At 39.9% G+C, this 12922-nt stretch carries 10 protein-coding genes; 3 read left to right on the forward strand and 7 right to left on the reverse strand.

What is annotated here, in order from left to right; all coding sequences use genetic code 11:
- The 7 genes from AC1DUW_RS04490 to AC1DUW_RS04520 all read right to left on the reverse strand — a co-directional run.
- A partial coding sequence (locus tag AC1DUW_RS04490; RefSeq protein WP_477642054.1) for an amidohydrolase family protein occupies positions 1-811 on the reverse strand: 811 nt, incomplete at its 3' end.
- A 28-nt stretch (positions 812-839) separates the two neighbouring features.
- Entirely contained in the window at positions 840-2087 is a 1248-nt protein-coding gene (locus AC1DUW_RS04495) for an amidohydrolase family protein (protein ID WP_098176032.1), read from the reverse strand.
- 24 nt (positions 2088-2111) lie between these two features.
- Positions 2112-3359: an amidohydrolase family protein gene (locus AC1DUW_RS04500; RefSeq protein WP_477642055.1), complete on the reverse strand. Its 1248-nt coding sequence runs from the start codon at positions 3357-3359 to the stop codon at positions 2112-2114.
- A 168-nt stretch (positions 3360-3527) separates the two neighbouring features.
- A complete protein-coding gene (locus tag AC1DUW_RS04505) occupies positions 3528-5093 on the reverse strand; it encodes a glutathione ABC transporter substrate-binding protein (RefSeq protein ID WP_056520103.1) in 1566 nt (521 codons plus the stop codon).
- A gap of 131 nt (positions 5094-5224) precedes the next feature.
- Positions 5225-6709, reverse strand: coding sequence for an amidohydrolase family protein (locus AC1DUW_RS04510; RefSeq protein WP_477642056.1), 1485 nt, complete (start codon positions 6707-6709; stop codon positions 5225-5227).
- Between the two features lies 1 nt (position 6710).
- A complete protein-coding gene (locus AC1DUW_RS04515; RefSeq protein ID WP_477642057.1) occupies positions 6711-8219 on the reverse strand; it encodes an amidohydrolase family protein in 1509 nt (502 codons plus the stop codon).
- Between the two features lie 66 nt (positions 8220-8285).
- Positions 8286-9842, reverse strand: a complete 1557-nt coding sequence (locus AC1DUW_RS04520) for a glutathione ABC transporter substrate-binding protein (RefSeq protein WP_053347724.1) — start codon at positions 9840-9842, stop codon at positions 8286-8288.
- A 225-nt stretch (positions 9843-10067) separates the two neighbouring features.
- Here AC1DUW_RS04520 and nikC point away from each other — a divergent pair, with 225 nt between their 5' ends.
- Genes nikC through AC1DUW_RS04535 form a run of 3 tightly spaced genes read left to right on the forward strand, consistent with a single transcriptional unit; the run spans position 10068 to position 12920 of the window.
- The gene (gene nikC / locus AC1DUW_RS04525) at positions 10068-10952 is read left to right on the forward strand and encodes a nickel transporter permease (RefSeq protein WP_477642066.1); all 885 of its coding nucleotides are present in this window, start codon (positions 10068-10070) and stop codon (positions 10950-10952) included.
- Between the two features lie 12 nt (positions 10953-10964).
- On the forward strand, positions 10965-11885 hold the full coding sequence (gene nikB / locus AC1DUW_RS04530) for a nickel ABC transporter permease (RefSeq protein ID WP_053347726.1): 921 nt from the start codon (positions 10965-10967) through the stop codon (positions 11883-11885).
- Between the two features lie 12 nt (positions 11886-11897).
- Positions 11898-12920, forward strand: coding sequence for an ABC transporter ATP-binding protein (locus tag AC1DUW_RS04535; protein WP_053347727.1), 1023 nt, complete (start codon positions 11898-11900; stop codon positions 12918-12920).
- The last annotated feature ends 2 nt before the right edge of the window (positions 12921-12922 follow it).

Here is a 12922-nt window from a genome sequence, read left to right on the forward strand (position 1 = left end):
GCTCATAGGCTTCTTCTTTCGAAACATCTCCTATACCGAATGCATGGCTTACAGCTACTCTGCCTTCCCAGCCCGCTTCCTTAGTAAGAGCCGCTAGCCGTTTCATAGTAAACGTTCCCAGGTGACCAGGGTCATGTAAATGCAGATCAACATCAGCATTTGCTTCCACTGCTAAATCTATTAATTGTACTAATGAGGCTTCAATATTGTTATCGATTGTGGCTGGGTCGACTGCCCCTACTATTCCTGCTCCATTTCGCAATGCCTCTCTGACAAGCTTTGTAGAACCTGATCGCAACAATCCGTGCTGCGCAAATGCGACTATTTCTGAACTGAGTCTATTAGAATAGGTTTCTAGCGCCTGTTGCACTTGCTCTAGGTTTTGCAATCTTACTTCTGGGTAAATATCAACATGAGTCCGTACATGAGTAGAGCCAGAAGCTAAAAGTATTTCCAGTAAAGATTCAGCACGATTACGTGTGCTGGCTGCAATAGTAGGAAGCACTTTTTTTTCATTTTCGAAGCGTTCAGTGACACTTGAAGAAGGGGTACATGCTCTCCATACATCCCCCATCAGGGTCTTATCAAGATGTACATGCTTTTCAATAAAGGAAGGAAGCACTAGCAATCCTTTTGCATCTTCCACCGGTACATCATTAGAAATGGGCTCCCCATCTTTGACAATCTTCGTGATCCTCCCATCCTCTATTAACAGATGAAATAGCCCAGTTATTGTGCCTGTAACTCTTTCATTCTCTTTTTGGTAACCACATTCTAAACGTGCATTCTTTAACCAAAAGATTGTATTCATGCCATTCATCCCTTCTTGTAATAGACATTCAATTTGCCTTCAAAGCAGATTCACAGTTGAGTCCACCGTAAACCAAATTTCCATTGACGATAACCGCAGCACGCCTTGATCTTCTAGCAACTGCCTCGGCAGAGCATGATGCATCTACTAATACCATACTTGCATCATCTCCAACATTCGGCCATAAACGATTTCCTTCATCGTCTAGTGTCTTAACCCCGCCCGTAATGAATTGGAGGGATTGAGTCAGTGCATACTCATCCTTCCAGTTGTACCTCTCAGCTAATCTACCTGCCTTTTCAAGCATATCTCCTGTACCGAATGGAGACCAGGAGTCATAAAAACCATCACATCCAAGAGCTACGTGTACACCCTTTTCATGAAGTAAATCAATGGGGGGAATTACCCGGTTTATCGGAACAGTAGACATGATGGCTATTCCTAAGTTTGATAAAATACTAGCCAGATCATTTGATTCTTCAATTGGGACATCCCCAATTGCAAATGCATGACTAACAGCCACTCTGTTTTTCCACCCTGCTTCTTCGATTAAAGAAGCCAGTTTCTTGATTGTATAAAATCCAAGATGACCTGGATCATGTATATGGATATCAATATCTGCATCAAACTCAACAGCTAAATCCACCATTTCATATAGTGAAGCCTCTATATTATTATCTACTCCACCAGGATCTAAGCCTCCCACTAAGGACGCTCCTTCTTTCATCGCCTGTCTCATTAATGCAGTTGAATTTGTTCTTAGCAGTCCATGTTGGGGAAAAGCCACTATCTCGTGTGTCATTTTCCCTTTAAAACTCTCTAGTGCTTTCTGAATTTCTTCTAAATTCTTCAAACCAATGTATGGGTCAATATTAACATGAGTTCTGACATGTGTGGCGCCACCTTTTAACAGAAGATGAAGCATCTGCTCAGCTCGGTGTTGTCCTGTTTCAGCGAGTTCAGCGAGCTCCACCGCTTCTAAGTTTAAGCGCTCCATTAAATTCGGAACCGGAGTGCATGATTTCCATGGCAGTCCTAAGTAGGTCTTGTCAAGATGGTTATGCATTTCTTTAAAAGCAGGAAGAGCAAGTAAATTTCTTGCGTCTTGAACTGGTAAATGAGTTTGCAAAGGAACATTAGCCAATTGAATTTCCTTAATGATCCCGTCATTTATAAAGATATTGTATAGGGCAGTCTTTGTTCCATCAATTCTTTCATTCTCAAATACATATCCGCTATCAAGTGTAACGTTAGTAAGCCAGTACGCTTTATACATTAAATCACTCTCTTTAATAGAAGATTAGACACCTGTCGTCTCAAAAGATGAAATAGATCCACTTACAACATTCCCTCTAAAGATGACAGCGGCACGTTTTGACCTTCTAGCCACCGCTTCTGCTGAACAGCTGGCTTCAACCAGAACTATATTCGCTTCATCCCCAATATTAGGCCATGTCTTGACTCCTTCTTGGTTTAATGGAGTCTTTCCTCCTGTAATGAATTGTAGGCTACTAGCTAAAGATCTTTCGTCAATCATGCGAAATCTCTCTGCAAGGCGACCGACCTTTTCAAGATTGTCCCCGATACCAAAAGGTGTCCAATGATCAGTAATGCTATCATTACCCAATTCAACTTTTACGCCTTTTTCATGTAACAGAGGGATTGGGATCGTTCTGAAAATAGGCACTGTCGATGTAATGGATATTCCTAATTCCGAAAATCTTTCGGCTATACTCGTTGCTTCTGGAACTGAAAGATCGGCCAAGCCGCTGGCGTGGCTCACAGTTACTCTTCCTTGCCATCCTGCGTCTTCCGTTATGGAAGCAAGGCGTTGCATAGTAAAGAGTCCAAGTTGATCTGGATCATGTAAATGAACATCAATATCGGAATTCGATTCAACGGCAATATCCATGATTGTTTCAAGAGACCGTTCTATATTTTCATCAATGGAGGCAGGGTCCACTCCCCCTACAAGATTCGCCCCATTCTTCATGGCCTCCCTAATTAGCCCTACGGAGTTGCTGCGTAATAGTCCATGCTGTGGAAATGCGACTATTTCATGAGTTAATTTATCTTTATATCCTTCTAGCGCTTGTAATGTAGCCTCTAAATTTTTCAAGCCTATAACGGGGTCTACATTACAATGGGTGCGTATATGAGTAGATCCGAAGTCCAATAATAAATCCAACATTTTTTCTGCTCTTTCTTTGGCAGTAGGTAATAATTTAGGAAGTAATACCTGTTCTTCTTCTATCCGGGTTTTCACACCATTAATTGCTGGCATACAAGCCTTCCAAGGACCACCATAGTACGTTTTATCAATATGAATATGCATTTCTTTAAACGAAGGGACCATCAGAAGGCCACGAACATCATATTGTGGGTTTTGATCTGTTATAGATTCCTCTGCTAAAATAATAGAAGAAATTTTTCCGCTTTCAATCCTAACGTGGTAATTTCCGGTTGCGGTACCAGTAATCGTTTCATTTTCATTATAAGTAAATCCATTTTCCAAACGTACATTCGTTAACCAATACGATTGTGACATTAAACTCACCCTTCCACTCCAGATTGAACATGCATCTATTTCATTATAATTCTAAAGGACATTTTATAAATTCAGGATTTTTACTCATTTTTATGTTATTTTTACTTTTTCATCTCCAACGAAAAAGTTCATCCTGGACTGGATGAACTCTTTCTTCATATATTATTATCACTTTAATGTTATGTCATTAATCTCTAGATAGCCTGAAGGACTGATTGAAAACCCTTTTACTTCTTTCGAGACTGCGGCAACATTTTCAATGACCCTTACAGGAATATATGGGGTATCACTCAGCTCAATCTCTTGTGCCTCTGCGTATAGATCTTTGCGTTTTTCCTCCTCTTTTTCTTTACGGGCAGCATCTATTAAATTATCAACCTTTGGATTGCTGTAAAAGAAGGTATTTCCAGCCGCGCCCTGTGAATCCGTATGAAAAAGATTATATTGATTATAATCAGCATCTCCCGTTGCATTTCTCCAACTGATTATAAACATTTCCGATTGCCCTTTATTTACTTGTTCAACGAACGAACCGTACTCCATGACCTGAACCTTCAAATGAATCCCGATACCTTTTAACTGGGATTGAAGTACTTCTGCCAAATTAACTCTTTCTTTACTATCCATTGTTAGAATAGTTGCATCAAGACCTTTAGAATAACCAGCATCAGCCATCAATTTCTTGGCTTCTTTAAGATTGTAATCATAGGTTTTTAGATCAGCGTCGTACCCGAATACCTTAGATCCCATTAAGGAATTTGCCTTTACACCCACATTATTAAAGACACCCTTAATAATGGAATCCATTTCAATGGCATGGGCTATAGCTTTACGGACACGGACATCATTAAACGGTTCTTTATTGACATTAAATCCTATATATTCGGTACCATACCCTTCATTGCGGTAAACATCCATAGCCGCTGAGGATTCTACCTGGTCCATGACAGCTACAGGAAGAGGTTCTGCAATATGCGCTTCTCCCGTTTCTATCATAGATATTCTTGTAGAGTCTTCTGGGACAACCTTGAAGATAACTTTGTCTACCTTTGGCTTGTCTCCCCAATAATTTTTGTTTTTCATCAATGTAATTTCTTGGCCTGGTGACCATGAATCGAAAACAAAAGGACCGGTTCCATTCGGTTCTTGGATAATTTTTTTTCCATACTTTTCAATAGTTTTTGGACTTATAATCCCTCCTTCATGATTCGCTAAGATAGAAAGCAGTGGGGAAAAAGGTTCCTTTAGAATGAATTGCACGGTATATTCATCAACTGGTTTCACTTCTTTAACCATATCGAATACTACGGCTCTAGGAGAAGCAACATTCGGATCTAATAGTCTGTCAAACGTCTTTTTTACTGCATCCGCATTAAATGGTGTGCCATCATGAAACTTCACATCATGTCTAAGCTTAAATTCCCAGGTTGTGTCATTTATCTGGTTCCATTTTTCTGCTAGCATAGGCTGTATCTCACTATTTTTATCTCGTTGCACAAGCCCTTCATAGATTTTATGGTGAGTAACACTAGCGGCATTAATCGTGGACATAAATTGCTGATCCAAATTCTCAGCATCTGATAAACGAGCAATAACTAAGGTTCCACCTTCCTTTGATGCTTTGTTCGGATCACTTGCTTTTGTGCTTACGTCATGATTAGAAGAACAGCCAGTAATTACGATAGCCACAATTATGACCAGAAAAAAATTCCTTATACCTCGTTTTAACCCCATGGACTTCGACCTCCTGCTTTTATTTTGTTTCCGTGACCATTTATCTAATTATAGGAAATATTCAGAAAATTTATTTTGAAAATCTTTACTATATTTTTCATTTTCTTTACTTGTTTTTAATAAAATAATGTTCATGCTTCTGTATGATCTATCGATTCTACAACCTTAAACGACGGCTGAAACAATTCCTTCTCTGAAAGCTGCTGATAATCTCTTTCCATATATCCTCTTCTCATCTTGTTAAAATATTTTTGTCCCTTGTCTTTGATTACTTCCATATCAAGATTAGGAATATTTTGATTTTCCATGACTATCCTGCCATTAATGATAGATAATTTAACGTCTCTTCCAGATCCACTAACGAACATGGTTCGAATAGGATCATCTATTACACCCATATGAAAACTGTCTAAGTCAATCGCAATAATATCTGCTTTTGCACCTACAGCAATACGGCCGAGGTCGTTCCTCCCAAGGAAAGCAGCCGCACCAAGAGTGGCTGACCGAAAGAGATCGGCATACGTAGAGCCTTCAACCTCTTTTTCCACCAGCCGTGAGAGCATGCTCCCTGTCCTAACATTCTGAAACATATCTGGAGGGAAGGTATCCGTTCCAAGCGCTATATTTATTCCTGACCTTTTATATTTTACAAAGGATTCTAAAGCTGAACCATGCCTCCCGATAATTAGAGGGCAATGAATCACTGTTGTATTTGTTTCTTTTAGAAGCGCTAAGTCATCACCCTTGCCGTATCTCGCTTCACTATATCCTGACACAAAATGGGCATGCGGTATCCCTGTTCTTGGACCCAGAAAACCAAGATCGTACAAATACCTAATAGGTGTTACACCATGTTCTTCCAATATGGTGTTGAACTCAAAACTTCCTTGTGCAGCATGAAGCTTTATGGGAACCCCTAATTTTTCACTGTAATATTTTGTCTGAAGCAAATTATCTTCAGTTTGAGACTCGATACGTTCTGGGGCAAGCATCCCTCTAACCAATCCTTCAAAGGCTCCATCAAATTTTTCTACAAACTCTACAGCTCTCTGTAATCCAGCTTCCCCCGCTTTTTCATCCCAGTGCAGTTTTATATTTCCATCAGGCTGGACGACTCTAATCCCGGATTGATAACTGGGCCCTAGGTAAATTCTTAACCCTAAGCTAGCCGCATGTTTCGCTGCAGATGCTAATTCTTCATAGGTTTCAGCCCAGCCTTTATAAAAAACAGAAGTTATAGGCATGGCTGTTGTTACCCCATGAAGAATGAGCTGTGAATAAGCATATAAAGATTTAAAGGACTCTTCTTCCTCGGTCATTAATTCATGATGTCCCCTTTCTATATATTGCTCTGACCAGAGAAGGTTTTTCTGTCTATTAGAACCAGCTTCTAAATGTAAAATATCATGGTCAATGTCCCCTAATGCATTTAAATCTATAAACCCAGGACTAATGATAGCATTACCAGCGTCTATCACCTCATCTACTTCTTCAGTATAATTTTTTCCAACATACACAATCGTGTCTTTTTCATAAACAATCTCCGCATTTTCCAAAATGACATGGTCGCACCCATCATAACCAATTACGTATCTTCCTTTAAGTTTGATTTTCATCTTATTCTCCTTTCCACATAGCAGCAGTGTTTTCTCTTTCGTCATATCTCTTTTCATCTACATATGCACGGGCATGTCCCCAGAAATATTTCGTCGGCTGCATATATTTTTCGAGTCCAGCACGTTTTATCGTTAAAAACGCCTCTTCATTTGCCTCATTTAGTACTGTACTTTCATGAACTGTTCGTACATTTCGCCCTTCCATAATTAATTTGCCGTCGACAATGACATGCTCCACATCATTCGCCACTGCTTGAAATACAAGTCTATGAACATGCATGAATTCTGGAGTCAGATGCGGCTGATGCAGATTGACTGTGATGACATCCGCTTTTTTCCCAATCTCGAGGGAGCCTATTTCATCATCCCAGCCAATGCATTTCGCTGCATCTATCGTAATCATTTCTAATAGCTTGCCAGGGGGTAAATAATAATAGTCTCTAAGTGCTGCTTGGTGAACGAACTGTGTTTTTCTCATTGCCTGAAACATATCAAAACTAGTAGAAGGGGAAGTCCCATCTGTAGAGATTGCTACAGTTGCACCCATTTCTAATAATTCAGTTATGGGGGTACGTGCATGAACCTGCCCAAATCCAGGAGATGCACTAACATTAGTACCTGTTTCTGCAAGTATCCTTGCCTCATCAAAGGAAATACCGCGACAATGCTGTAAATGGACATCGGGACCCAACAAGGCATTTTCCTTATCCTGTATCGCTAAATGAATCATCCCACCAAAGGCATCAGAGTGTATCCTTGTGTCATATTTCCTGGCAATTTCTCTAATTTTTTTCGCTTGATAAAGATCATGATTATTTAACCCATAAAGCCTGTCAGGAGATGTGGGATTGGAGGGATCAACGGACGTAACAATGACAAATGGTGTAATAAAGGCTCTCGTGCGGTCTTCATTTGCATGATTCAACGCTTCAATTACAGCTTCTGCCCCCATTAATACTTCTTCATAGGAAACTTCCTTTACAATTCTTTTTCCGTCAATCCATCGGCTGAATGAATGAGGCCATGGAGGGTTGCAAGGACCCGTGCAGACAACCTCTCTAACACCTACTTCAGCGTACGCTTTCGCATGATTTATTGCGAAAATTGGATCATCGGATCGTGGCATGGAGCCTAAAACACTTACACCTGTTGTCACGCCAGCCTTTAATCTCTCTAGAGAGGAGAGTTTTCCTTCGTAGTACCAAAAGTCATCTGTTACAAAATGTTTATACGTGTTTGTCATAATAGGCATCCAAAAATCAATATTCTCCATAGCAATTGTTTTAAACATAGAATGTCCACCATGACCATGAACATCTATTAATCCAGGCAATATACATTGATGGCTACAATCAATAACTTTTTTTGCCTCATACTTCAATTTCAGTTTTTCTGTTAAATCAACGTCTAAAATTCTTCCTTGGTTTATGGCGATGGCACCATCTTGAAGAATTCGTCTATTTTGATCCATGGTTATCACAGTCCCATGAATGAGCAGCAAATCAATCATATTTCCCCTCCTAATTGAGAAGACAGCATAACGGCCGTATGCTGTCTGCCCTTTTTGATAAATTCTCTACTGCACAGTTATGTCATCAAGCATTAAATAATTTGCTGGATTCAGCCAAAGTCCTTTAACAGTTTCTCCATAAACGGCTAGATGTTCATAGTTACGGATTGGAACATATGGTACTTCTTCTCTTTCAATTTCTTGTGCTTTCGAATATAGTTCCTTACGTTTATCTCCATCTGATTCTTTACGTGCTGTTTCAATCAATTTATCCACTTCAGGATTACTGTAGAATGAACTATTTCCAGCAGCACCTTGGGATTTGCTATCAAAAAGATTGAATTGATTATAATCTCCATCTCCCGTAGCATTGCCCCAACCACCTATTGAAACCTGATGTTCACCTTTAGCAGTCGCGTCAATATAAGCCCCATATTCAAGAACTTGAATTTTGACCTTAATTCCAATTCCTTTTAACTGGGATTGAATTACCTCTGCCATATTTATTCTTTCCTTACGATCACTCGTTGTTAATGTAATCTCCAAGCCATCCTTAATTCCGGCTTCCTTCAACAGCTTTTTCGATTCATTTATATCATAGTCGTATCCTTTTATATCTGGATCATAGCCAAAAACCTTCGGGCTCATTGTGGAATTTGCCTTCGTACCAACATCGTTATAAACGCCTTTAATAATAGAGTCAACCTCAATCGCATGCGCGACCGCTTTACGAACACGTACATCATCGAATGGCTTATTCTTAACATTAAAGCTTAGGTATTCAACAGCAAGTCCATCTGTGCGATATAAATCCATCGTGTCTGATGCTTCAATCCTATCAATCTCAGTCACGGGTACTTGATCAGTCACATGTGCTTCACCTGTTTCAACCATCGCAATTCTCGTAGCATCTTCAGGAACAACCTTGAATACTACCCCATCAATCTTAGGTTTATCTCCCCAATAGTCCTTATTTTTTGATAGTGCAATCTCTTCTCCTGACTTCCAAGATTTAAAAACAAATGGTCCTGTTCCAACAGGATTTTGGCCTAGCTTGTCACTATTTTCTGTAATGGCTTTTGGACTTAAAATGCTACCTTCATTACTTACTAATATGGATAATAGGGGAGCATAAGGGTATTTCAGTTTAAATTGTACAGTCGTTTCATCAACTACTTTGATTTCTTTGATCATTTCCAATTTACCCGCCTGAGGAGAGGATGTTTTTGGATCTAGTAATCTGTCAAAATTAGTTTTTACCGCTTCAGCATTGAATGGTGCTCCATCATGGAATTTCACTCCTTCACGCAGTTTAAACTCCCACGTTACATCATCGAGCTGTTTCCATTCTTTTGCGAGCAGAGGTTGTGGTTCCATGTTTTTGTCGGGAACGACCAATGTTTCATAAACCTTTTCATATACAACATTTGCTGAAGGAATATCTGTAATGAAATGAGGGTCTAGGGTAGTCGCGTCAGATAGCCGGGCGACGACTAGTGTTCCCCCTTCTTTCGCTTCTCTTTCTGGTTTCTTGCTGCTTGTTTGATCTGATGTACATCCAGATAAAACCGATGAGATACCTAATAACGATGCAAATAGTAATCCAACCATGCCTTTTCTCATTATTTTTCCTCCCTTTCATACTTCCCTTTGTTTTCCAAGTAACTTTTAACTATAGTACATTGGGYATAATCAAATTATAAAAAAAAACAAAATTTTATATTTTCAGAATCTTTACTCATTTTTTTATTATCTTTACTGCTTTTCTGCATCATATTTACTTCAATACCTATTTTGAATAAATTTAATAAAAGAAAAGGAGGAAGTGCCATGAAGCCAGAGGTCGTTATGAATAATACCGAATTGAATGTAAACAAAAAAAAATCTTCAAAACTACAACACTGGAAAGCCTTTTATAAAAAGTTTAAGAGAAATAAATTGGCATTGATAGGCGGTTACATCGTACTTTTTTATATTTTATTGGCCATTTTTGCACCTTTAATTTCACCACAGGATCCCTATGAAATTGATTTAGTCAACAAACTCCAGCCCCCCACAACAGATCATTGGATGGGAACAGATGATAAGGGAAGAGATATTTTAAGCAGATTATTATATGGAACCCGTCTTTCATTAGCTGTTGGATTTGTCTCTGTGTTCTTCGGGGCGTTTATTGGCATACTCTTAGGATTAACAGCAGGCTATTATGGAAAATGGATTGATACCGTCATTATGAGGATTGTTGATGTTCTACTTGCTTTCCCAGGAATATTGCTTGCCCTTGCAATTATAAGTGCTCTAGGGCCAAGTTTAATTAACGTAATGGTAGCAGTTGGGGTCTTTTCAATTCCTATGTTTGCACGTATTGTACGGGGTTCCACACTTTCAGTCAGGAAGCTTGAATATATTGATGCCATTCGTGCATTAGGTGCCACTGACTTCACGATTATTTTCAAACACATTTTCCCTAATATTCTTTCACCTGTCATCGTTCAAGCTACATTACGTTTAGCTACAGCCATTCTATCAGCAGCCGGCTTGTCATTTTTAGGGCTAGGAGCTCAGCCTCCTTCTCCAGAATGGGGAGCCATGTTAAGCAGCGGACGAGATTATTTGTTCAGTGCCCCTCACATCGCTTTGTTTCCAGGAATCGCCATATCGACACTTGTACTCGGATTCAACGTATTCGGTGATGGACTAAGAGATGCCCTAGACCCAAGAATGAAAAAATAAGGAGGAGAGAAAATGTTTGTATTTATTGTCCGGCGAATTTTGCAAACCATACCGGTATTACTAGGAGTAAGTCTTGTGGTTTTTCTCATCATGCAGATGGTTCCCGGAGACCCGGCAACCCTGCTTGCAGGTGAAGGAGCAACTAAAGAAACGATAGAAATGATTCGACATCAGCTTGGCTTGGATCGTCCAATCCTCTATCAGTACTTCGACTATGTAATCCATGCTGTACAAGGTGATTTTGGAGAATCACTTCGTAGTAGCCGCCCTGTTTTGGACGAGATTTTGGTCCGCTTGCCAATCACCCTAGAACTTGCCCTTGCAAGTATTTTTATAACCGTTGTCCTTGGAATGGTGGCGGGAATTATCTCAGCAACTAAGCAATACTCAGCAGCTGACATTTCTATCATGATCGTTGCTTTATTAGGAATCTCTTTACCTAGTTTTTGGTTAGGTCTGATGCTTATCTACTTTTTTTCCGTTAATCTTCAGTGGTTTCCTGTTTCAGGTTGGGGAACTATTAATCACATGATTCTCCCAGCTATTACCCTCGGGGCGGGAGGAGCTGCAATTGTAGCCAGAATGACCAGGTCAAGTATGCTCGAAGTTGTTCGTCAAGACTATATTCGTACAGCAAAAGCCAAGGGATTAAAAGAGCATGTCATTATATATAAGCACGGTCTAAAAAATGCGCTTATCCCTGTTATTACAGTCGTTGGTCTTCAGTTCGGTGCGCTCCTTGGCGGTACCGTATTAACAGAGTCCGTATTTGCCATCAATGGACTTGGTAGGTTAATAGTTGATGCCATTAGAACGAGAGATTTACCAATGGTACAAGGCGGGGTCCTTATTGCATCTGTTATCTTTGTATTTATGAATCTAGCTGTAGATGTCCTCTATCGATACTTTAACAAGCGAATAGACTTAAATTAGGGAGGTACTAAGATGAAACAGTTTGAAGAAAAAATACTGGAAGTTAAAAATCTGCAGACCTACTTTTTTACTGATGAAGGAACGAGTAAAGCAGTTAATGGAATTAGTTTCACCCTAAACAAAGGGGAAACGCTTGGAATTGTAGGGGAATCTGGGAGTGGTAAAAGTATTACTTCCTTATCACTATTAAGGTTAATCCAATCCCCTCCCGGAAAAATTACCGGGGGCAGCATCCTTTTTAAAGGTGAGGATCTACTTACAAAGACCGAAAAACAGATGAGATCCATACGTGGTAATGAGATTTCTATGATTTTTCAGGAACCAATGACATCATTAAATCCCGTTTATTCAGCGGGTGAGCAAATTGCAGAAGCTATAAGACTTCATCAAAAGCTAGGAAAAAAAGAAGCTTGGAACAAAGCAGTTGACATGCTTCGGCTTGTCGGAATCCCCTCTCCTGAAAAAAGGGCAAAACAGGAGCCGCATGAACTAAGCGGCGGAATGAGACAAAGGGTCATGATTGCAATGGCACTTGCATGCCACCCTGAGGTACTAATAGCGGATGAACCTACAACAGCCCTTGATGTGACGATTCAAGCCCAAATTTTAGAGCTAATAAAAACCCTGCAAAAGGATTTCGGTACGGCTGTCATTTTGATTACTCATGATTTAGGGGTCGTATATGAAACATGTGACCGAGTAGCTGTCATGTACGCAGGGAAAATTGTTGAATACACACTGGCAAAAGAGATATTCACAAATCCTAAACATCCATACACGATTGGTTTATTGAACTCCCTACCACGTCTCGACATGGACCAGGAAGAATTAACTACCATACCCGGGACTGTTCCAAGTCCATACAATATGCCCAAAGGCTGCAGCTTTGCACCCCGTTGTGCACATGCGAAGAAAATTTGTGAACAGGCTGTACCGGATCTTCAAACAACCGGCCCAAGTACCCAGGTCAGCTGTTGGATGTTTACCCCCCAATGGGAGAAAGAATATGACGCTCAAGAGAAAGTAGGGGTTTAATA

Source organism: Peribacillus sp. P4_C12 (assembly GCF_056402095.1).